Below are 23,735 nucleotides of genomic sequence, written 5' to 3' on the forward strand. Positions count from 1 at the left end.
ATATTTTTACATTATCTTTCCCTTGAAAACGTTCTCCACCTCTTATATAATGAACATACAATTTATATTAGGGTTGTTACTGCATTGCAGGCAAAGCCTAAACCAATTCATGCTAGTTTAATTTTAGTTATGGATTCGTTTAGGTTTTTTTTGTCCGTAAAAAAATATAAAGTGGGCGAACTCATGAGGATAAAAAAAGTATTTAATAATAATGTTGCATTGGTTGAAGGACCAAATCGATCTGAGATCATTGTTATTGGAAAGGGACTGGCCTATCAGAAAACTCCAGGTGAAGATATAGATCCGTTAAAAATAGAGAAGACATTCGTGATGGAGACCAAAGAGTTATCTGAACGGCTCTCTACATTACTGAGTGAGATTCCCCCAAAGCATCTTGAATTGACAGATCAAATTATTCGTTATGCAGCAAAAGATCTAAGCACAACCTTTAGTAATAACATCTACTTGGCTCTAACGGATCATATTAGCTATGCCATTACACGCTCCAAGGAGGGATTGAGCCTTAAAAATGCGCTGCTGTGGGAGATACAGAAGTTTTATCCGAAAGAATATCAAACCGCAACACATGCATTACATTTAATTGAAAACGAAACTGGAATTAAGCTGCCTGTAGATGAAGCTGGATTTATCGCCATGCATTTCGTGAATGGGCAGCAAGACGGTCAAGAAATGGAACAGACCTTGCTGGTTACCGAGATGGTTCAAGGCATTCTTAATATAGTAACACTTCACTATGGGATCGAGCTGGATGAGAATTCCTTAAATTATAGTCGCTTTGTGACCCACTTGAAATATTTCTCTTATCGCACCATGCGTCATGAATCGATTCCTTCTGAGGATGATGAGCTTTACCAACAAGTTGTTACCAAATATCCTGAAGCCTTTGCCTGTAGTGAGAAGGTAAGATTCTATTTACGGGAAGAGTTTCAAGTTGAGACAACCGAAGGTGAAATGGTCTATTTTATGCTTCATATTAGGCGTGTGACCAGCAGAGATTAACCTATTACAATAAAGAACAGGGTTGTTACCACTAGTTGGGCAAAGCCTGGATACGTGATAAGTGTACTGTTTTTCAGTGTGCTTTATCACCTATTCAGGCTTTTTTATATCATATAAACCAGCCAGAATGAGATCAAAAGGAGCGAGTACAAATGAAATACGAAAGATTAGCCAAAGATATCGTGCAAAATATCGGCGGAGAAGAGAATGTTAACAATCTTGTCCATTGTGCAACAAGGTTAAGATTTAATCTCAAAGACAATCATCTACCGGATAAGGAGAAACTGAAAAGCTTAGCTGGGGTTTTGAGTGTAGTAGAAAGTGGCGGTCAATTCCAAGTGGTAATTGGAAATGACGTTGCTCACGTGTATCAGGAAATTATGAAAACCAGCAAATTAGGGGCAGGAAATTCTGCTTCCGCAGATGCAGATCAACCCAAGGAGAAGATCATGTCCAGGATTTTCGCAGTAATTTCTGGAAGTCTTTCTCCCCTATTGCCTGCAATGGCTGGAGCGGGGATACTTAAAGCCTTTTTAACCTTATTCACAAACTTTGACTGGCTATCTGCGGATAGTGGAACCTACCTCATTCTGGCAGCAGCAGCAAATGCCGTTTTCTATTTCTTGCCTATATTCTTGGGCATTTCTGCATCGTTCAAATTTGGGGCAAATCCATATGTAGGCGGAGTTATTGGTGCAGCTTTAATGGAACCGAACTTTACGGGATTATTGGCGAATGGAGATACCTCTTCTTTTCTTGGCATTCCTGTAGTTCTAATGGATTATTCATCAACGGTCTTTCCGGTATTCGTATCCATTTGGATTTTCTCTTATGTGGAGAAATACTTAAAGAAAATTATTCATAAAGAGCTCCAGACGTTCATGGTTCCATTGTTGTCTTTAGTCATTCTTGTGCCGCTTGCTGCGATAGTCTTCGGTCCGTTTGGAGTATATCTCGGAAACGCGATCGCAGATGCTATCAATTACCTCATGGGAGTTAGCGGGCTGTTAACAGGTGCTGTGATTGGCGGGTTAATCTTTTTCCTTGTTGTGTTTGGGCTCCATTGGGGAATTATTCCGATCGTGCTGGCAAATCTTACGAATGGAACCGATCCAATCCTTGCAATGTGGGCAGCATCTAACTTTGCAATGGCAGGGGTGGCACTGGCGGTCTTCCTTAAATCTAAAGAAAAGACTTTGAAATCACTGGCTGGTTCCTCTACATTAAGTCTGTTGTTAGCCGGGGTCTCTGAGCCCACTGTTTATGGTATATTGCTGCGTTACAAGCGCACGATCCCCTATGTTATTCTTGCCGGAGCTGTCGGTGGGGCAATTAATGGCGGTTTCAATACGTATGCTACAGCATTTGTCTTTCAGAATATTTTCTCGATCGGTGCATTTGAACCGGTGGGTTACTATTTAATCGGGATTGTCGCTGCTATGGGAATTGGTTTGCTTCTAACACTTCTTTTCGGATACCAAGATAAAAAAACTGTTGCAGTGACTGCGACAAGTGATTCTGCTCCTGCTGTAGAAGTAAAGGCTGTTCAACCGGAGGCAAGTGCCAATCCTTCTAATCATTCATCTCTCTTGAAGAAAGAGGTGCTATTCAGCCCTCTAACAGGGGAAGTGAAATCCTTGACTGAAGTTCCTGATCCTGCTTTTGCAGAAGGTGCTATGGGAAAAGGAATAGCTATTGTTCCAAGTGTTGGCCAAGCCGTATCCCCAGTGAATGGAACCATTGGAACCATTCTCAAGTCAGGCCATGCTGTAATTCTATTGTCTGAGAGTGGTGCGGAAATATTGATTCACATTGGAATTAATACCGTTCAATTAAAAGGGCAATATTTCACCCCTCGGGTTAAAGCAGGGGATCAGGTGCGAAAAGGGGATCTCCTGATTGAATTTGAGCTTGAAAAGATTAGGGAAGCTGGTTACAATCCGATCACTCCAATCATTATCTCAAATACTGCTGATTACCTGGATGTAATTGAAACAACAAGCTCATCGGTTACAGCCCAAGATAAGTTGCTGACTCTTGTTGTCTAAGCAGAACTGGCCAGAAAGGAGACTCACTTTGAAAACCAACACAAACAGTTTTCCGGAAAATTTCTTATGGGGCGGCGCTGTAGCGGCCAACCAGGTAGAGGGCGCTTTTTTAGAGGATGGAAAAGGTTTGTCCACCGCAGATGTATTGCCGCGTGGTATTACAGGGCCGATCATGGAGATTCCTGAAGCTGAATATCCTTCTCATGAAGCAATCGATTTTTATCACCGGTATAAAGAAGACATCGCAATGTTCGCAGAAATGGGCTTTCGCTGTTTCCGGACTTCGGTTGCTTGGACACGTATTTTTCCAGAGGGAGATGAACAGATTCCAAACGAAGAGGGCATCCGCTTCTATGAAGGCTTGATAGATGAGTTGCTCAAATACAATATAGAACCTGTCATTACGATCTCTCATTATGAAATGCCTTTAGGATTGGCCAAGAAGTATGGAGGTTGGAGAAGCCGTAAGTCCATTGAATGCTATGAACGGTATGCCAAGGTTCTATTTGAAAGATTTAAGGGGAAAGTCAAGTATTGGATGACTTTTAATGAAATTAATATTCTGGCCCATTATCCGTTTACAGGCGGTGGAATTATCCTCCGGGAAGGAGAGAATAAGAAACAGGTTCAATATCAGGCGGCACACCATCAGTTCATAGCAAGTGCACTTGCCGTAAAGGCTTGTCATGAAATTATACCTGATGCCCAAATCGGCTGTATGTTGGCTTATATTCCCGCATATCCGTTGACGAGTGCGCCGGAGGATGTCTTTGCCGCTCTGCAAGGTGAAAGGGAAATCTTGATGTTCGGCGATGTACAGGCCAGAGGAGGCTACCCATCCTATGCAGCGCAATTTTTCAAGGAAAATGAAGTGGTACTTGAAAAAGAACCCGGGGATGATCTTATTCTGAAAAGCTACCCGGTTGATTTTATTGGCTTCAGTTACTATATGAGCCGTGCTGTGAGTGCAGATCCGGAGGGGAAAGAGACTACAGCTGGTAATTTGTTCGGTGGTGTCAAAAATCCATATTTGCCTTCATCGCAATGGGGGTGGCAGATTGATCCGCTGGGTCTAAGAATTGCTCTTAATCTATTATATGACCGTTATCAGAAGCCGTTATTTATTGTAGAGAATGGTCTGGGTGCAGCAGACAATCTAGAAGCTGACGATACGATTAATGATGATTATCGGATCAATTATTTGCGGGAGCATCTCTTGGAGGTCTCGAAGGCTATTCAGGATGGTGTCGATTTAATCGGATACACCAGCTGGGGGCCGATTGACTTGATCAGTGCATCTACCGGAGAAATGAAAAAGAGGTATGGTTACATTTATGTAGATAAAGACAATGATGGTAAAGGAACCCTTAGAAGAATAAAGAAGAAAAGCTTTGCCTGGTACAAGAAGGTAATTGCTTCTAACGGGTCTGACTTAGACTGAAATATTACTGACATAAAAGCCGCCCTTTAACTAAGGACGGTTTTTATGTTAAGAATATATCATCTAATCTTGAGTGACGTCATGGGCAATTGCGTAGTTTTCAAGTTGGAGCAGGTACAAGACTCCAAGGTAAATAGCTACAGTGATTGCCTGGATAATCATGTGAATATATTAGTCATTCTCTTCAGAGCGGCTTTTATTTTATTGAAAATGACATGTTTAATCTTAAAAATGCCCATTTGAGTAGTAGAATGAATGATTGTATCATTAAATTGTAAGCGGATTCAATAATTATATTTGAGGGGGAGCATCATGAGATTTAAAAAAATTGGGTTAATGCTGGCGGCTGGCGCCCTGGCTATTACAACTGTTACCGCCTGTGGTGGGAACAATAACAACACCGGAAATTCCACTGCCGCCAACCAGAATCAGGACCAGAACACTGGCGGAGATGAGATTGTTGACATTGAAGTCTGGGGAACGAATATCGGGTATAAGCCAATCATCAAGGGCAGTAAGCTATACGAATTCTACAAGGAAAAACTCGGTGTTGGAGTTCTTCATCCCTATGTGGAATGGAACGGGGGTACGAATTATCTCAATCAACTGAATCTGAAGATTGCTGCTAATGAAATGCCGGATCTTTTTCTCCCCCAGCAGGGTCTTGAGGACAGCCTGGCCAAAAACGGGGCGATTGCAGATTTGACTGAGTTGCTGCCTAAATATGCGCCAAATTTGTGGAATGCGATCCCGCAGGATATGTGGGATGTAGTTAAAGCGAACGATCCTACCGGACAGGGGAAAATATATTATATTCCGGGTGTAGTGGACTATGGAAGATACGCTGGTATGATCCGCCAGGATTGGCTCGATAAGCTGGGCCTACAGATGCCTACAACCCAGGAGGAGTATGTAAAAGTGCTAGAAGCCTTCCGGGATAAGGATCCCAACGGGAACGGACAGAAGGATGAGATCCCAACGGGCGGACGGGAACAGGCACGCTGGATGGACCACATATTTGCAATGTATGGTGTAGCGATGTTCGAGGGCTATCCAGACTGGGATATTTATAACGGTGAACTGACGTACTCTGCGGTGACTCCGAATATGAAAGCCTCGTTGGAGTTCTTGTCCAAGTTGTATCAGGAAGGCCTGATCGACAAAGAATCTTTGCTGAACAGCAAAGACAAATGGGACGGCAAGATTCAGTCAGATAAAGCCGGGAATTACTTCCACTGGGTGGAGTCTGGCTATCTGCCGCTTGAAAACTTGTTTAAAAATACCGGCGTGAAAGCTAATTTCACTGTACTGCCAGTTCCAAAAGTTGATGGTTATGAGGGCTTTTATACATGGAAACGCTTCACGCCTCCTGCCTGGGTAGTGAAAAATAACAAGGATGAGAAAAAGCTGATGGCTACCCTGAAGCTACTGAACAATATGTATGACAAGAAAGTATGGAAGGATTTGTATCTTGGCGTAGAAGGCATGCATTATACGATGAAAGACGGTAAAGCCGTCAAACTTCCGGACGATAAATCTACGCAGGAGAACCGGATTCTCGATCCCTATGCCAAAATATCCACGCTTGATTTCATGACCGATCTGAACAAGTCGACAGCTTCAGAAGATACAATGTGGGAGATGGATCAGGTTAACCGGAATATGCAGGAGGCCCAGAAGTATGCGAAGGTTATTGCCGGTGATGGCATGCCGGCCAGTGTATACGAAGGCTACCCGGACATAAACAATCGTACACTTTACGTGGAATACGCTTCAAAAATCATTATTGGGCAATACCCGCTTAGCAAGTTTGACGAATTTGTAGAGAAATGGAATAAGTCTGGTGGCGAAGAGGTAACTAAGCGAGCCAGAGAATGGTACACAAAAGTGAAGAAATAAACGGGTTATCGCTACAAGGCTGCTCGACACGTTACAGTCGGGCTGCCTTTTTTTGTAATACTTTTAGATTTAGACTGCTACCACAGTAAAGGGATGTGGATGCATATAGTGTTGATGAAGATCAGGCGCATTTCAGATGAAGTAAGTAGAAAATGTTCCTTTAAATGACCTGGTAGGAACTTAAAAACGCCTTATTGAGCCATGAATCTGTTAATTATATAGTTACACTGTAAACGAATTCAACAACGAGAATTTGGGAGGGGAAACATTGAAATCTATTGCATCTCATCAGATGAAGGTATATTGGCCGCTTTATGTGATGGCAATTCCGGGCATGATATTTCTCATCGTGTTTAAATTCATTCCGCTGGCCGGTGCTGTAATCGCCTTCAAAGACTATTCCGTTTTCAGGGGATTTATTGATAGTCCCTGGGTAGGGTTTAAGCATTTTGAAACGCTGCTGCAGCATCCTGATTTTCTCAATGTATTCAGCAACACTCTATTGCTGGGACTATTTAAGCTTACGATTGTGTTTCCGGTTCCCGTGCTGCTGGCACTAATGATCAATGAAATCCGGAAATCAGCACTGAAGAAAGGAGTTCAGACTGCACTCTACATTCCACACTTTTTGTCGTGGGTAATCGTGGGAGGTATTCTGTTCGATTTCTTTTCATTAAGCGGGATGTTCAACATTGTCCTTGGATGGTTTGGGGCTGAGCCTGTTCTGGCGATGCAGGAAAGCGCATACTTCAGACCTATTTATGTCCTGGCTTCCATATGGAAGGATGCGGGATGGGGAACGGTAGTCTACATGGCCGCAATCAGTGCCATTGATCCTCAGCTCTATGAATCAGCAATGATTGACGGCGCCTCCAGACTCAGACAAATCAGGCATATTACATTCCCGATTCTGCTTCCTACCGTGCTTGTGCTTTTCCTGCTCGATATCGGGAATTTCTTAGATCTTGGATTTGACCAGGTATATAATTTGTTAACTCCTATGACCTATAACGTGGGGGATATCCTGGATACGTATGTGTTCCGGACGGGTATTCAGCAGGGGCAATATAGTTTTGCAACTGCAGTAGGCTTATTCCAATCTGTCATTGGATTTATTATGGTCTACACATTTAACAAGTTGTCCAATAAGATTTCAGATGGGGGGCTCTGGTAACTATGCTTGAAGCAAGAAAAGAGAAAGTGTTTGTAGGAGTCATTACTGGCTTGCTCATTCTGCTCTCTGTCATGGCGCTAATACCGCTTGTGTCTGTAATCTCCACTTCCTTGAGCTCCAGAAGTGCCGTAGATATGAACCTGGTCACCCTATGGCCGAAGCAATTCACTTTAGATTCTTGGAAATATATTGTTGATCGACCTGATTTATGGAAATCATTCTTTTTGACACTTAGCACGACTCTGATTGGTACCGTATTGGCCCTCTTGATGACCGCTTTGTTTGCTTATCCATTATCAAAACCGGAATTCCGGTGGGGTTCGGTCATTATGATGGCTGTTGTAGTCGCGATGATTTTCAAGGCGCCCCTCATACCGTACTTTTTGACCGTACGCGGTATTGGTCTGTATGACAACCCGTTGGTTCTGATCGTACCGCATATTTTAAATCCGTTCAATCTAATCATCATGCGAACCTTCTTCAAGCAATTCCCTAAGGAACTTGAGGAAGCGGCCTTTCTGGAGGGAAGCGGATATTTCCGAATGCTGTTCCAATTTGTGCTTCCGCTGTCCAAGGCTGTGCTGGCAACCCTTGCTTTATTCTATGGTGTAGTACTATGGAATCAGTTCCAGCATCCGCTGCTTTTCCTGCAGGATACTAATTGGTTTCCGCTGCAAATCAAGATCCGCCAATTCATCACCGATGACAGTGTTATTATGGCGGGGGCTACATCCACGATGGGACTTAATTACAATGAGCGGACTTTAAGGGCAGCAACAGTTATCTTTGCAATTATTCCAATTATTATTGTATATCCTTTCCTGCAAAAGTATTTCGTCAAAGGAGCAATGCTGGGTTCCGTCAAGGGCTGATTTATTAAAATAAGTGTATCAGGACGTATCTAGGATACAGGCAAAAGAAAGGAAGACAGAACTAGATTATGCAGGAGGTAGACATGAGCAGTCGTTTAACGGAAGTGCTGCAGGGTAAGCAGCACAATTATATTCTTCCTTTTCTCTGGCAGCACGGCGAGGAAGAAGCTGTCATTCGGGAGGAGATCACCCGGGTTCATGAATCCGGAATCGGAGCGTTGTGTGTGGAGGCACGCCCCCATCCCGACTTTCTTGGTCCGAAGTGGTGGGAGGATATGGATATTATTATGGATGAGGCACGTAAGCGGAACATGAAGGTATGGCTGCTGGATGACGATCATTTTCCTACCGGACATGCGGCAGGCAAGGTGAAGGAGGCTTCAGAGGAGCTTCAGCGCAAGTTCCTGGGAGAACGCTTTATTGATACTCTGGGTCCCGCGAAGGGCAGCTCTCTGCTGATTGATACTCTGCTAATGACAGGACTGCGACCGACCTTCTCCTTGCGGCCTTACGCCGGAGGGATCAACAAGCTGATTTCTGTGGTGGCTGTCCGCCGTGACCCAGCCAACGGAAGATTGCTCAGCGAAACTGTAGACCTTACTGAATTGGTGCGGGAAGGTACCCTGTACTGGGATATTCCTGAAGGATACTGGCGGGTGTTTATTGTTTCAGAGAATAGGGAAGGCGGCAGTATACAGCAGGAGGATTATTTGAATCCGCTGGTGCGGAATTCGGTTCGCATCCTGCTCGATACGGTGTATGAGCCTGTATTTGAACGTTATAAAGCGGATTTTGGCAAGACCTTTGCCGGCTTCTTCTCAGATGAACCCGGATTTTATAATGACAAGACGACCTTCGATTTCAATTCAAGGCCCGGTAAACAAGGAGTGCCGCTTCCCTGGAGCAGTGAAATGCCAGACTTGTTGGAGCAGGCGCTAGGTGAGGGCTACCTTGCGCAGCTGCATCTTCTCTGGCATGATGCCGGGGAACAATCGGACATTGTCCGCTACACGTATATGAATATCATCAGCAGGTTGTATGCGGACAATTTCTGCAATCAAATCGGAGAGTGGTGCAGAGCCCGTGGGGTCGAATATATCGGTCATGTGCTTGAAGACAACAATGTGCATGCGAGGCTTGGTCCAGGTACCGGACATTTCTTCCGCTCCCTCTGGGGACAAGACATGTCCGGCCTTGATGTAGTGCTATGGCAAATTGTTCCCGGTTTCGATCAATTATCTTTCCGCCAGCCAACTGGGGGAGAGACGGACAGTGAATTCTACCACTATGGCCTCGCCAAGCTAGGGGTGTCGCTCGGGCACATCGATCCGAAGAAACAAGGCCGGACGATGTGTGAAGTCTATGGAGCGTATGGCTGGACAGAAGGGCTGAAGCTGATGAAATGGTTGACTGACCATATGCTTGTGCGCGGCGTCAATCATTTTGTCCCGCATGCGTTTACCCAAAAAGCATTTCCGGAGCCGGATTGTCCACCGCATATGTATGCTGGCGGGAAAAACCCCCAGTACCGTTACTATGGTTATTTGAATCAGTATATTAACCGGATCAGTCATTTAATCTCCGGTGGAACTCATGTGGCTACCGCAGCCGTAGTCTATCATGCCGAAGCTGAATGGTCAGGCAACTCTATGTACTTTCATCAGCCGGTCAAAGTCTTGATGCAGCATCAAATTGATTGCGAGGTTATTCCTGTAGATGTTCTTCTGGAGGCATCGCATGTCCAGGATCAGAAGCTGCATGTCCATCGTGAGAATTACAGCTGCCTGATCGTACCTTATGCGGAAGCACTCCCGGCAGCGGTGATACAACGGTTGGTCCGGTTGGCTGAGCAAGGCCTACCTATCCGTTTTGTCGGCGGACTGCCTGAACGCTCAAGTGAGGGGGGCGATGTATCTGCTGAACTCATGATGCTTCTGGCGCATCCGAAGGTGAAGACGGTTGATTTGGATGAGCTGGCACATGACCAAATTGCAGAAGGCTATTACGATGTCAGAGTTCAGCAATACGAGCCTTATTTGCGGAATTATCACTATGTCCATGATGATCTGGAAGTTTTTATGTTTTTTAACGAGAGCCCGAATCAGATCCTCTCTACAACGGTTGCTCTGCCGGTCCAAGGCGATGTCTATGCCTATAATGCTTTTCTTAATAAGCTGAGCTGCATGGATATCGTGGGACAGAGCGGTACAGCAACAGTTGAGATTGTGCTTCATCCCTACGAATCAATCGTCCTGCTCCACGGTCCTGCCTTGAACGGTCTGCTTGCCGAGCCAATGAGGATTGCGGCGGAGACAAGTCTGGAATTGAACGGAGAATGGATTCTCTCCCTGTCGGATGCGGATCATTATCCGTTGTTCAAGGAGTGGGGGACCATAGCTGCTTTGAAGAATATGGGTGGACCTGATGATTTGCCAGAATTCTCAGGAACCCTCCGCTATGAAACGGAATTCGAGTGGGATGGGTCAAGTAACGAAGTTTTGCTTGAATTAGGGGAGGTATATGAGACTGCGGAAGTATGGATGAACGGTGAGCATGCGGGTCTAAACCTCTGTCCACCCTACCACATGGAGATCGTGGGACTCATCCGTAAGGGAACCAACAAGTTGGTTATTGAGGTTACCAATACCTTGGCCAAAGACCAGCGTGACTTCCTGTCCTCCTTTTCCCAACAAGATCCAAGCGGACTGCTTGGTCCTGTAAAGATCAGAGCGATTGCAAAAAAAAGTGCAGCCACTATGAAATAGGGGAGGCGGCAATTCAGCGTAACGAAGGGAAGTGAGATTTATAAACATGTACGTATGCAATCCGCTTAACATGGAATACAAATATCAGCTCACCGATGAAAGCGGCAAAATAATAGCCCACAGGGAAGGGGCGGACCCTTCCCTGGTGCTCTTTCACGGAAAATACTATCTGTTTCCTTCTATGACGGCGGGCTTTCTGGTAAGCGACAATTTGACCGGCTGGTCCTTTCATTCGTTAGAGCATGTGCCGATTTATGACTATGCTCCGGATGTACGGGTGATCGGTGAATATCTTTATTTCTCCGCGTCCAACAAGTCAAGAGTTTGTTCTTTTTACAGAACGAAAGATCCGATTCACGAAGGTTTTGAAGAAATTAAAGGAACATTTCCTTTCTGGGATCCTAACCTGTTCATGGATGATGACGGAAGGATTTACTTCTATTGGGGATGCTCTAATCTGACGCCGATTTATGGAGTGGAGCTTAATCCTGAGAACATGAAGCTGAAGAGTGAGCCGCAGGAGCTTATTTTTGGCCAACCCGTTGTCCATGGCTATGAAAGAGTTGGCGAGAATCACATGGCTAAGACACCCGAACAAATTGAAGAATTGGTTGTAAGCTATGGAAGTATGATTCCCGACCTGAAGGAAGAACAAATGAATGCTCTTAGAATTAAGTTCGGCAACGCTCCTTATATTGAAGGAGCTTGGATGGATAAGCATGATGGCAAGTATTATCTGCAGTATGCCTCCCCGGCCACGGAGAACAATATTTATTCCGACGGCGTCTACATTTCGGACCAACCCTTGGGGCCATTTACGTTAGCGGCAAATAACCCGTTCTCGTACAAGCCGGGAGGATTTATTCCCGGGGCAGGACACGGATCGACCATGAAAGACAAGTACGGAAATCTATGGCATGCTTCAACGATGAGAATTAGTGTGAATCATATTTTTGAACGGCGGGTGGGACTGTGGCCGGCAGGCTTCGATGCGGACGGAGAACTGTTCTGCAACCAACGTTACGGAGATTGGCCTTATAGCATCGAACAAACGGCGATGGACCCTTGGAAAGCCCCGGAGTGGATGCTGCTCTCCTACGGGAAGCCCGCCAACGCCTCCTCCTGCGCAGCAGGATATGAGGCTTCACTGGCAACCAATGAGAATGTACAGACATGGTGGAAGGCGGCATCTTCCACTCCCGGACAATGGCTGGAAGTCGATCTGCAGCAGCCCTGTGGCATCGCCGCCATCCAAATCAATTTTGCTGACGATCAGTTGGAGTTTCCGCTTCCTGCAGGTTCGGTGATGCATAAAGGTAGATTTATCGATGAAACCCGTCAATGCACAAGATGGGTGCTGGAAGGCTCTTTGGACGGTGAAACGTATTTCATGCTTACCGACAAATCGGAAGCGGATTCCGATTTGCCGCATGACTTCATTATACTGGAAGGCGAAGTGAAAGCCAGATATATACGCTGTACGGTGCGAAAGCTTCCTTATAACCAGCAGGCTTGTATTTCCGGTCTCCGTATTTTCGGAATCAGCGCGGGCGAACTTCCTGGTGAGGTGAGCGGTGTCCGTACCGAACTTTTGAGTAAGCTTGATCTTTCCGTATCCTGGGATCGGGATTATGCGGTTGGATACAATGTGTTGTGGGGATTTGCGCCAGATAAACTGTATCATAGTTACATGGTACTCGGCAGTCATCAGGTTACCATCAAGGCCTTGATCCAAGGCCAGCCGGTATATGTCCGAGTGGATGCGTTCAATGAATCGGGGATTACCGAAGGCGTTGTGAAACAAGCGGTTTAAGCGAACCCTATGATTGGAGGAAGCCAATGAACAGCATTATCAATCCCGTACTGCGGGGATTCAACCCTGATCCGTCTATTTTACGTGTAGGAGACGATTACTATATAGCCACTTCTACTTTCGAGTGGTTTCCGGGAGTTCAAATCCACCATTCCAGGGATCTCATTCACTGGAGATTGCTGAAACGGCCATTGGATCGGATTTCACAATTATCAATGTCCGGGAATGGAGATTCCGACGGTGTCTGGGCACCTTGCCTGACTTTTGATAACGGTCTCTTCTATCTGATATATACAGATGTTAAATCCCACAAAGGCGCCTTTAAGGACACGCACAACTACCTGGTAACAGCAGCAAACATAGAAGGTCCGTGGTCGGAACCGGTATATCTGAACAGCAGTGGCTTTGACCCTTCGTTATTTCATGATGATGACGGCCGGAAATGGCTGCTCAACATGCTATGGGATTTCCGCAAGGGAAAGAACAAGTTCGGAGGCATTGTCATTCAGGAATATTCGCAGGCGGAGCAAAGACTAGTGGGTCCGGTTATAACCATCTTTAAAGGAACAGAATTAGGATTTACAGAAGGCCCACATGTGTATAAGCGGGGTGGCTACTACTACCTGATTACTGCAGAAGGCGGAACCCGGTATCAGCATGCGGTTACTGTCGCGCGATCCGCTTGTCTTCATGGCCCTTACGAAGTCGATCCGCTGAATCCGGTGCTGACCAGCAGTGGCAAACCCGGTCTGGCACTGCAAAAGGCAGGGCACGCATCCTTAGTTGAAACTCAAAATGGTGAATGGTATATGGCTCATCTTTGCGCAAGACCGGTGGACGGTCATCATTGTATGTTGGGCAGGGAGACAGCACTGCAAAAATGTTACTGGGATGAGGAAGAGTGGCTCCGTTTGGAGGGGGGAGACAATTCTCCTTATACTACGGTACAGGCCCCAGTCTTGCCACTTCATCTGTTTGAGCAGGAACCGGAGATAGATGACTTCGACACACCTGAATTGGCTAACCAGTGGAACACCCTGCGGATTCCGCCCAATTCGGGCTGGCTCTCACTCGTTGAGCGGCAAGGCTTTCTGCGATTAAAGGGAATGGAGTCCTTAAGCTCCTGTCACAGACAAAGCCTGGTTGCTCGTCGTCAGCAGTCCTTGTGCATGGAAGCCGAGACGGTCATCGAATTTGAACCTGTGAGCTTTCAGCAAATGGCCGGCCTGATTCTGTATTACAACACAGAGGATTATGTGTATTTAAGGATTACCCATCTTGAGCAGCAAGGCAGAGTAATTGGGATTATCCAATCCAAGCATGGGGTATACGATGAGCTGCTCGAAGCTGATTTGCAGCTGCCGGATTCCCGTCCGGTCTACTTAAAGGCCATTGTCAATCGTGACTGCCTACAGTTCTATTATGCAATTGAAGCGGGCTGTTGGTGTGCCATTGGCGGGGAGATCAATATTTTGCATCTTTCGGATGAAGCTGCGGAGCCTCTGCGCTTTACTGGTACATTAGTAGGCATGTGTGTACAGGACTTAAGCGGCACCCGGTACCAGGCAGATTTTGATTATTTTATCTATAAGGAAAGCGAGTGAGCAGATTGTCATTAATACAGTTTCCTGAAGATTTCTATTGGGGGGCCGCAACAGCAGCTTATCAGGTAGAAGGAGCTTGGAATGAGGGGGGCCGCGGCCCATCCATCTGGGATACCTATGCGCATACCCCCGGAAATATCCGTAACGGTGACAACGGGGATGTCGCTTGTGACAGCTACCATCGGTATGAGGAAGATATTGCTTATATGAAAGAACTCGGGCTGCGTACTTACCGGTTCTCTATCTCCTGGTCCAGAGTTATTCCTGATGGAACGGGGGAACTGAACAAGGAGGGGCTGGAATACTATCACCGTCTGGTGGACAAGTTGCTCGAGAACGGAATTGTACCTTTTTGCACCCTCTATCATTGGGATCTTCCTCAAGCGCTGCAGGATACAGGGGGCTGGAAGAACCGGGAGACTATTATTGCTTTTACCCGGTATGCCGAAGAGATGTTTAGGCAGTTTCAGCACAAAATTAAATACTGGACTACCTTCAATGAGCCTTGGTGTATCTCCTTCAAAGCCCACTACATTGGAGACCTGGCTCCCGGAGAAAAAAATCTGCAAAGTGCGCTTGATGTTGCCCATCATCTCATGGTCGCTCACGGCAGAACAGTAAAGCTGTTCCGCAAGCTGGAGATTCCCGGGCAAATCGGCTATGCTCCGAATGTAAGCTGGCGAGAACCTTTTAGCTCTAAGCAAGAGGATATGGATGCATGCCGCCGGAGAATAGGCTGGATGGTCGAATGGTTTATGGACCCACTTTTTAAAGGCGAATATCCAGAATTTATGACTGAGGCTTTTGAGGCTGTGGGAGCGAAGGTGAATATCCGTCAAGGGGATATGGAAGAGATTAAGCAACCAATCGACTTTCTTGGAATCAACTATTATACAGGCTCTTTGGGGCGTTACAAGAAAGATAACGGATTATTTGAGCTTGAGGATATTGATGAGGGATATGACCGGACGGACTTTAACTGGCCGATTTATCCCACAGGTTTATTTAAAGTACTGGTCCATATTAAAGACCGCTATGGAGCCATACCCATCTATATCACAGAGAATGGAGCCTGTTATGATGGCGATCCGATCCAGGGGAAAGTTGAGGATGCCAAGCGGATTGCATACCTGAGCAAGCATCTGACCCAGTTAAGCCGGGCTATCGAGGCGGGCGTCCCAGTTAAAGGATATATGGCCTGGTCCTTAATGGATAATTTTGAATGGGCGGATGGTTATAACAGGCGTTTCGGTCTGATTCATGTGGATTTCCTTTCGTTAATACGTACCCCTAAAGACAGCTTTTACTGGTATAAAAAAGTGATATCTAACGGGTGGATAGAAGTCTGACCTGCATCGCTCCGGCACGTTGAATTATTTAAAATAGACAAATACTTAACCACGTTCACTTTCTTGTGTATGGAAAGTGAATGTGGTTAATATATTTTGATACAGATCGACTCCTTTATTGTTGAATTCCAAAAGTCATTAACTCCTTATAGTGTGTTTTCATGTATGATAATGTTGAAGTGACTTAAACTATGGAAGGATTGGATATAGAGTGGAACGGGTTGCAAAGAAGTTTATTTCACGAATAAGAAATATGAAGCTGCAAAACAAATTAATGCTCGGATATGTGTTGGTCTGCGTTATCCCGCTATTATCTGTAAGCGCATTCATATTTCAGCAATCCGCAAAGGGGCTAGAGGATTCTTCTCAGGAATTTGCTTCTCTGTATACCTCGCAAATAAGGAGCACTTTGAATGAGTTTCTAAAAGAATACGAGGAAGTAACAAAGTCAGTACTTGTAGATAACGATATCATTTACAGCCTCGGCGATACGAAGAACCTGCCTTTTGATGAATTGGTTAATCAAAGACTTGCTGTTCAGCGTTTACTGATGCGGGTCGCATTGCTCAAATCCGAGATGAGCACGGTGATGCTGGTCAGCAGAGAGGACAGTGTGTATCAGTTCAGCAGTTCAACGAACAAAGTGAATGAGAACATGCTACTGGCCCAGGAATGGTATAAAGGGCTGCGGGATTCGAATGAAACCTTCTTCATTACCGGATTGCATGACCGTTCCTACTATGAGGATAAAGGGGATGGAGCTGTGGTGACAGCGGGAAGAGTGCTGTTCAACTCGAGTGGAGCTTATGCAGGCATGCTGCTAATCGATTTGGATCCCTTTACCCTGCTACAGCTTGATCATGAGTTCATTCTGGCTCGGGACAAGTACGGTATAAGTGTGGTTATTACTAATCTTAATCAACAAATAGTCTATCATTCTGATGCTGCCAGCGGAAAGTTATCCTGGAAGGAGGTTCTGGACTCAAGCGCCAGCTACATCAAGAGTAACGAAATCAAGGATCATATTGTGTTATTGGGAAGGACCTCCCAAGGTGAGCTTTTAATTAAAACTGACATCCCCCGCTCAAGGCTTTTACAAAAGATTAATCAAATTAAAGTGATGACGGTCGTTGTCATTCTGATGAGCTGTCTGGTTATCACGCTGTTCTCGTTTGGCTTAAGTTATACCATTACAAAGCCTATAAAAGCGCTTCGAAGAAGTATGAAACAAGCGGAAGTTGGCCAATATCTGGCTATAGACAAGGAGCAGGCAAATGATGAAATTGGAAGTCTGGTACACAGCTATAATAAAATGATCACAACAATCCGTACGTTAATCGAGGATGTGTATATCGGGGAAATCAAACAGCGGCAGGCAAAGTTCATGGCTCTCCAGAATCAGATCAATCCTCATATGCTCTATAATACCTTAGAGTCTATACGTATGAAAGCCTTGATGAAGGATGATGATGAGACTGCTGAGATGATTAAAATTCTGGCACGCATGTTCCGGCTGGTCTTAGCCAAGGAAGGCAAGCAGCATTCCGTTAAGCATGAGCTGGAATACACCGCAAACTATTTGCAGCTTCAGAATATCCGTTTCGATCAGATGTTCCAGCTTGAGCTTGAAATACCTGATGAAATGCTGGAGTGCAGCATCATCCCCTTGGTCTTTCAGCCGATCGTTGAAAACAGCATAAATCACGGTTTTGAAGACTATAGCCGTATGCTGGACATTAGGATCGAGGGCAGCTGGACGGAACAGGGAGAAATGTTGTTCCGGATTATGGATAACGGAGCTGGCATGAGTATGGACAAGCAATCAGAGCTGAACTCGCTTTTGAACGGAGCGGATGTGCATAAATATAAGCTGGAGTTCAACGTTGAACAAACTGGAAAAGGCTTGGGACTGTTAAATATTGCGGAACGTATTAAGCTTCATTACGGTGACCACTACTATTTAACCATCTTACCCAGTGTTGCGGAGGGGACAATGATTGAAATTCTGATACCGAGGATTTGAAAAGACAGTAGCAAAGAAAAGACAGCAGGAGGAGATTGGTATGAAAGTAGTAATTATAGATGATGAGAAAGGTATTGTGGAAGGGCTCAAAAAGATCATAGGCCGCTATCTTCCAGAATGTAAGGTGGTCGGCGAAGCTTATAACGGGCTGGACGGATTCGAAATGATACAAAAGCTTCGTCCCGATATTGCAATAACGGATATCCGTATGCCCAAAGCAGATGGTCTCGATATGATCAAAATGCTGGAAGAAACAAACGTTCAGACGAAATATATTCTGTTAAGTGGGTATGCAGATTTTGAGTATGCCCGAAGAGGGATGAAGCTTGGAGTACAGTTCTACATTAACAAGCCAGTTGAGGAAAAAGAGCTGCGCGACAGTGTGAATCAGGTCTCGGATCGTATTCGTGCAGAGAAGATCGAGCTACAGGGATTAAACGAATTAAAGCATGCAATGAATAGCCGAATTCAGGAAGAAACCTTACGGGATATTCTTGATATCGGAAATGATCAGACCCGTTTGGTAGACGAACTGCTTCACGGTGCACTAATTCCAACAGCAGGTATATGGTTCAATTCTATACTGATTGAAATTGAGGGGAGCACTGATGCGCTGAAGGAGATTGGTTTTCAGCCATTGCTGCATCTGATAGACCGGACTTTGAAAAGTTACCATCAAGTATACCGCTTCCGGTACTTCGGCCCGCAAATCGCCATTGTGATTGCACACAACAGCAATATTATGCACAACCGGTTGCTTCATGTGATTCAGGAGCTGAAAAAGGCGGCCTACCGGGATCTGAATCTGCAGATCAGCATAGGAATGGGTAGTGTGTATAAGCAAGCAACCGGGATATGTAAGTCCTTTGAAGAAGCGCGAAATGCATTAAGCTACAAGGTTATTAAGGGAGGAGATCCTGTAATCTCCTTTAATGAGATTATAAAAATAACAGACCGCAGTTATCCGGTGCCTGAAGAAGTTATATCCAAGCTGGAAGCTGCACTTGATAACATGGATGAGGAAGAGTGTGTGACTATAATCCACGAGATTTTCCGGGGAATGACAGCTGAGCCAGGAATGTCCCCGGCAGATCTCCAGCTGTGGTGTTTAAACATTCTTCTGTCAAGTATCCGGAAGCTGTCATTCCAGCAGCTGCAGCAGAACGAGCTGGTAGGCAGACATATTCTGTCTTTAGATGGCTTCTCGCGGTTTAGGACGCTTGAGTATTTGGAGGAGTGGATGATCCAAGTCATTCGGGGAATCATCGGTTTCAAGGTGGAGCATCATTTATCCCATAGAAAGGATATTATCTCGGAAATTAAGCTCTACGTGTCTCAGCATTACAATGAACAGGTCAGTCTTGCTGACTTGGCCGCCCGTTTCTTTATCAGTCCCTATTATTTGAGCCAATTGTTTAAACGGAAAACGGGCGACAACTACTTGAATTACTTGACCCAGCTGCGAATCGATAAAGCAAAGGAACTGCTGGAAAATACAGATTTGAAAGTATACGAAATTTGCCAGAAGGTCGGTTATTTCGATGCACAGCATTTTGCGCGAATGTTTGAAAAATTCACAGGCTGTAAACCTAGAGATTTCCGCAAAAAACTGCCTATTGTTTAAATGTACTTAGCTACTCAAGCACCACATAGGGTGAAGCCATGAAATTCAAAATGAGTTCCCGACAGGTGTCCGAGAGAGTCGAGGGGCTTCGGAGAGCTCAGTTGAAATTGTCTGAGATTGATCCTATCTATTATCAAAATCCTATTACCTGTCTCCTGAAGAGACCGGTCAGCATGCGTATAAGCTGCTTGTGAGTGCGCTCGAGTCAACACACAAAAATCGGCATCGCCCAGATAACGATTTGCCAGAAAAGCAGCTTGGCCGCAGTAGGGGGATAGACGGACGGAGTGCTTTCTCTAGTAAAGATGTTCTATGCGGAGGAGTTTTGTCACAGATCCTTAATTTCAAACTTGCCTGATAAGGAGAAGCAGACCGCAGGGAACTGGATATGGCTAAAAGTCTTATTGAACAGTTAACGGAAAATTTTGAACCCGAGAAGTATCGCGATGAATATAAAGAGCGCTTTTGGAAAGCTACCAACGTACTTGTGAAATAAACAGAATAGCACTTCTGAGAATAACGATTATGAATAATAATAAGCTTGTCATCCATTCTGGCTGACGGGCTTCTTTTATTATGATTACGGTAAATAACACACTCTCTTAGGGAATCCTAAAGAATATGTCGTATTAAAAAAATGCTCAATGCACAATCTTCATCAAATAGCTAATAATTATAATGAATATATTAAAACAAGGAGAGGGTGATTATAATGGAATTAGTCTCAGGATAAGGTTGTGACACTGTGAAGAAATTAAAAAGACTGCGGATTGGAATTCAGCTATCGATGCTGGTAGCTGTGGTTGTGATCGTTGTGTTTCTGAATTTAATCATGAACTATACCAAAGCAGCGGAAGTGGTAGGTAAGAAGAATAGCAATTTTTTAGCACAAATGATTAGCCAGATCAACCAGACCATCTCCTCTAACAGCAATCAACTGAAAAGAATACTGGAGAAGACTGCCTACAACCGTACCATCGTACAGGCTTACCTTAATGAAACCGATCCGTTAGTGAAGTACGAACGTTATTCCGAATTGACCGATTACATGTCCGATATGATGAGTATGAAGGAAGGCATTTTGGATATTGCCCTATTCGGAACGGATGGGACACAAATCAATCTGAACGGCGATATCAATAATTTGGCTCCCTTTATAAGCGAAGTTCCCGAAAAGCGGCTGTACTATTATTCCGGTGTTCAGAACATTGTGATTGGCGGGTTAAACCGCAGCACCTTTATTATCGGCTGTCCGATTTATTCAATAACCAATTTTGAGCGAAAGGACCGGATTGGAACCCTGATGATAGTGGTTGAAGCCAATGCCCTACTGGGATCTCCTCATAAGCTGGCCGAAATTGAAGGAGCACGGCTTTACGCCCTGGACCGAACAGGGCAGTTGTTCTCTTCCAACGTTGAAACGGTAAAGCCCGGTTCCCCTTATTCCCAGGCCGTGATGAAGGATGAAGAAGAGGACTCTTTCATGCAGGAGGGAATGATTCAAGACCTTGAAGGCAAGTTGATATTTATACTGCCCAAGAAGGAATTATTAAGCGGCATCGAAGAAATTTTGGGACGGTCTTTCTTAATCCTGATTCTTTCCATATTGTTACTGATCCTTCCGTTCTATTTGGTCGTCAACAATATATTACGGCCATTGAAAAAGCTGATGAACTTTATGAGCAATTTCAAACTGGGCCTGCTCCATAATTTATCTAAGAGAATCCATCTGCAGGGATATGCTGAAATCAGTATCATGGCAAACCAGTTTAACCGGATGCTTGATGAAATTGACGAGCTGACAAATTCACTGTTGGAGAGCAATACTAAGCTCTACACAGCCGAGTTGGTCAAGAAGCAGGCCGAATTATCTTTTCTCCAGAGCCAGATCAACCCTCACTTTCTGTATAATACACTGGAATCCATCAAGGGAATGGCTGTAGAGCAAGGCTCTGAGCAAATTTTTCATATGGTCAAGTCCCTGGCTTATGTTTTCCGGTACAGCATCAAAGCTGCAGACATCATCCCCCTGCAGGAAGAAATTACGCTGGTCCAAAGCCATATTTACATCCAGCAGATCCGATTCGTTAACCGGTTGACAGTTACTTATCAGATCGAGGATTCGATCCTAACCTGCCAGGTTCCCAAAATGATTCTTCAGCCTCTTGTTGAAAATGCCATCTTCCATGGAATTGAGCCCAAAATGGGCAAAGGTCACTTGATAATCACGGGAATGGCATCGGAAGGCCAGTTAATCCTTGCTATCCGTGATAATGGTGTCGGAATCGGGAGGGATAAGCTCATGGAGCTTCAGACAGGCTTAACAGCTCGGCAAGAGGCTAAGCAGGCCCGGGCTATTGGCTTAGTGAATGTCAACAATCGGATTAAAATGCGTTATGGGGAAAACTACGGTATTATCATAAAGAGCGAATGGGGAACGGGAACGGAAGTCGTCATCCGGTTGCCGTACAAGGAGGACTTCAGTGTATAACGTTTTTATTGTGGATGATGAAGAGCTGGTAATTAAAAGCTTGATTGCCAGCATAGATTGGGTTGCCTACGGTTTCCAGGTGGCCGGGTATGCGCTAAGCGGAGCTGAAGCATTGAATGTGCTGGATGAAGTCAAGCCGGATCTTATTTTTACAGATATCCGAATGCCGGGAATCAGTGGTCTTGAGCTAATCAAGCAGTTGAACGAGGCTTCCTGTCCTGCCCTAATGATTATTATAAGCGGCTATGCTGAATTTGCCCTTGCCCAAAAGGCGATCCATTATGGTGCGTTCGGGTACTGCCTGAAGCCCTTTGATGAAGCGGAGATTGTCCCTTTTCTTAAGAAGGCCAAGAATGTACTATTGGAACGCCATCAACAACAAGAGCTGGATTTCCTGGCATTCCTTGAAGCAGAGCCGCCTGAGAATAAGAGAAATCAGCTGGAAGCAATCCGTCTGGCAGGTGTAGATCCGCAAGCAGCGGAGGGAATGAGAATAGTAGTATTCCTTGGGAAGCTTACCCGCAAACTCGGCCCCCGGAATAGGGGAGTTGCCTTCCGCATAGGGCTGGAGAAGTATGCCTGGTTGATCGCCGGCCACATAATCCCCGAAAATTTACTGACGGATCAGCCTTATACAGATGCCCTTAAGGGCTTTGGTTGGAGCGACCGCTTCTATGACCTTGCTGCCCTTCAGAAAGCCATCCGAGAAGCTGAGATTCATGCATATCAATATTTTGTGACCAACACCATCTCTGAGTTCAGGCCGGCAGTTGTTAAGGAGAATGCTTTGAAGGGCCTGGAGAAGGCCGTTGCAGAGAATGATATCGCCGCTGTGAGCTTCAATCTTGAGCAACTGGCCGCAAAATTTAGCGGGGGCAAGCTGCAAATTCCGGATGCGCTGCACACATATAATATGATCACTATGTTAATTTATAAGGAGAATGAGGAGCCGTTTGAAGATTTTATGTACTCTTTCGACCAGCTAACCAGCTCGTTTCATTCCGTTATGGACATGCTTGAGTACCTGCACGGACTACTTGAAGTGAAGAATAGGCAGGCAGGCAAAGGTGGACAGAAGCTTGCAGGCAATCGTACGCTGATGGCTATCCGCTCCTATATTGATGAACATTATCGTGAAGAGCTTACGATCCCGCTGCTTGCGAATATGTTTAGCGTTAACGGAAATTATGTAAGCCAGTTATTTAAAAGAGAAACAGGCCGTACATTTACGGAATACTTAACGAATCTAAGGATTGGATACGCTTGCGAACTCTTAATGAATTCTGATTTGACGATCAGCGAGATCGCAGAGAAGTCCGGTTACAGTGACTATTTTTATTTTAGCCGTCTTTTCAAACGTATCAAAGGTATGTCCCCAAGCGCTTACCGGAGAGATTCATAAAGTGTAACGTTATTAAAAAAGCAGACCTTCAAGAAGAGGCAACCATATCGTAAGATATGGAGTTAATTCTTGAAGGCTTTTTTGTGCGGATTAATTCCAGATATGATTATGTACCATACTTAGAAATATGCACAATTGTTAGTCGGAGCAAAATGTGTTTACGAAAAAACAATAATTCCTGTGCAAATAATGCTAATGATAATTAATGTA

Annotated in this window: 14 protein-coding genes; all 14 read left to right on the forward strand. The window is 45.0% G+C overall.

The window, feature by feature from the left end; all coding sequences use genetic code 11:
• Positions 1-183: 183 nt before the first annotated feature.
• The 14 genes from licT (at position 184) to NYE33_RS13130 (ending at position 23,525) form a co-directional block, all read left to right on the forward strand.
• On the forward strand, positions 184-1,020 hold the full coding sequence (licT, locus tag NYE33_RS13065) for a BglG family transcription antiterminator LicT (protein WP_341068648.1): 837 nt from the start codon (positions 184-186) through the stop codon (positions 1,018-1,020).
• A gap of 152 nt (positions 1,021-1,172) precedes the next feature.
• A complete protein-coding gene (locus tag NYE33_RS13070; protein ID WP_042139279.1) occupies positions 1,173-3,068 on the forward strand; it encodes a beta-glucoside-specific PTS transporter subunit IIABC in 1,896 nt (631 codons plus the stop codon).
• Positions 3,069-3,096: 28 nt separating this feature from the next.
• Positions 3,097-4,509 carry a 6-phospho-beta-glucosidase gene (ascB, locus tag NYE33_RS13075; protein ID WP_042139278.1) on the forward strand — a complete coding sequence of 471 codons (1,413 nt, stop codon included), beginning with the start codon at positions 3,097-3,099 and terminating at the stop codon, positions 4,507-4,509.
• Between the two features lie 312 nt (positions 4,510-4,821).
• Complete coding sequence (locus NYE33_RS13080) at positions 4,822-6,408, forward strand: ABC transporter substrate-binding protein (RefSeq protein WP_042139276.1); 1,587 nt, start codon at positions 4,822-4,824, stop codon at positions 6,406-6,408.
• A gap of 268 nt (positions 6,409-6,676) precedes the next feature.
• On the forward strand, positions 6,677-7,582 hold the full coding sequence (locus tag NYE33_RS13085) for an ABC transporter permease (protein WP_039298803.1): 906 nt from the start codon (positions 6,677-6,679) through the stop codon (positions 7,580-7,582).
• Between the two features lie 2 nt (positions 7,583-7,584).
• Positions 7,585-8,454, forward strand: a complete 870-nt coding sequence (locus NYE33_RS13090; protein ID WP_039298806.1) for a carbohydrate ABC transporter permease — start codon at positions 7,585-7,587, stop codon at positions 8,452-8,454.
• An 83-nt stretch (positions 8,455-8,537) separates the two neighbouring features.
• Positions 8,538-11,219 (forward strand): glycosyl hydrolase, encoded by a 2,682-nt coding sequence (locus NYE33_RS13095; protein ID WP_042139275.1) that lies wholly within the window; start codon positions 8,538-8,540, stop codon positions 11,217-11,219.
• 70 nt (positions 11,220-11,289) lie between these two features.
• Complete coding sequence (locus NYE33_RS13100; protein ID WP_341066017.1) at positions 11,290-13,032, forward strand: family 43 glycosylhydrolase; 1,743 nt, start codon at positions 11,290-11,292, stop codon at positions 13,030-13,032.
• 26 nt (positions 13,033-13,058) lie between these two features.
• The gene (locus NYE33_RS13105) at positions 13,059-14,636 is read left to right on the forward strand and encodes a glycoside hydrolase family 43 protein (protein WP_042139273.1); all 1,578 of its coding nucleotides are present in this window, start codon (positions 13,059-13,061) and stop codon (positions 14,634-14,636) included.
• Between the two features lie 5 nt (positions 14,637-14,641).
• On the forward strand, positions 14,642-15,985 hold the full coding sequence (locus tag NYE33_RS13110; protein ID WP_042141510.1) for a GH1 family beta-glucosidase: 1,344 nt from the start codon (positions 14,642-14,644) through the stop codon (positions 15,983-15,985).
• 409 nt (positions 15,986-16,394) lie between these two features.
• Positions 16,395-18,008 carry a sensor histidine kinase gene (locus tag NYE33_RS13115; protein WP_331281685.1) on the forward strand — a complete coding sequence of 538 codons (1,614 nt, stop codon included), beginning with the start codon at positions 16,395-16,397 and terminating at the stop codon, positions 18,006-18,008.
• A gap of 40 nt (positions 18,009-18,048) precedes the next feature.
• A complete protein-coding gene (locus NYE33_RS13120; protein ID WP_042139271.1) occupies positions 18,049-19,632 on the forward strand; it encodes a response regulator in 1,584 nt (527 codons plus the stop codon).
• Between the two features lie 745 nt (positions 19,633-20,377).
• Entirely contained in the window at positions 20,378-22,123 is a 1,746-nt protein-coding gene (locus NYE33_RS13125; RefSeq protein ID WP_042139270.1) for a sensor histidine kinase, read from the forward strand.
• The gene (locus tag NYE33_RS13130) at positions 22,116-23,525 is read left to right on the forward strand and encodes a response regulator transcription factor (protein ID WP_042139269.1); all 1,410 of its coding nucleotides are present in this window, start codon (positions 22,116-22,118) and stop codon (positions 23,523-23,525) included. Before NYE33_RS13125 ends, NYE33_RS13130 begins: the two co-directional genes overlap by 8 nt.
• Positions 23,526-23,735 lie beyond the last annotated feature (210 nt).

This window comes from Paenibacillus sp. FSL R10-2199 (assembly GCF_038000235.1).
GTDB classification, from domain to species: Bacteria; Bacillota; Bacilli; order Paenibacillales; family Paenibacillaceae; genus Paenibacillus_AQ; species Paenibacillus_AQ phytohabitans.

Excerpts from the sequence above, each read along its gene's own strand:
- licT (WP_341068648.1), top strand. The coding sequence starts at position 184 with ATGAGGATAAAAAAAGTATTTAATAATAATGTTGCATTGGTTGAAGGA.
- NYE33_RS13070 (WP_042139279.1), top strand. The coding sequence starts at position 1,173 with ATGAAATACGAAAGATTAGCCAAAGATATCGTGCAAAATATCGGCGGA.
- NYE33_RS13080 (WP_042139276.1), top strand. The coding sequence starts at position 4,822 with ATGAGATTTAAAAAAATTGGGTTAATGCTGGCGGCTGGCGCCCTGGCT.
- NYE33_RS13090 (WP_039298806.1), top strand. The coding sequence starts at position 7,585 with ATGCTTGAAGCAAGAAAAGAGAAAGTGTTTGTAGGAGTCATTACTGGC.
- NYE33_RS13095 (WP_042139275.1), top strand. The coding sequence starts at position 8,538 with ATGAGCAGTCGTTTAACGGAAGTGCTGCAGGGTAAGCAGCACAATTAT.
- NYE33_RS13100 (WP_341066017.1), top strand. The coding sequence starts at position 11,290 with ATGGAATACAAATATCAGCTCACCGATGAAAGCGGCAAAATAATAGCC.
- NYE33_RS13105 (WP_042139273.1), top strand. The coding sequence starts at position 13,059 with ATGAACAGCATTATCAATCCCGTACTGCGGGGATTCAACCCTGATCCG.
- NYE33_RS13120 (WP_042139271.1), top strand. The coding sequence starts at position 18,049 with ATGAAAGTAGTAATTATAGATGATGAGAAAGGTATTGTGGAAGGGCTC.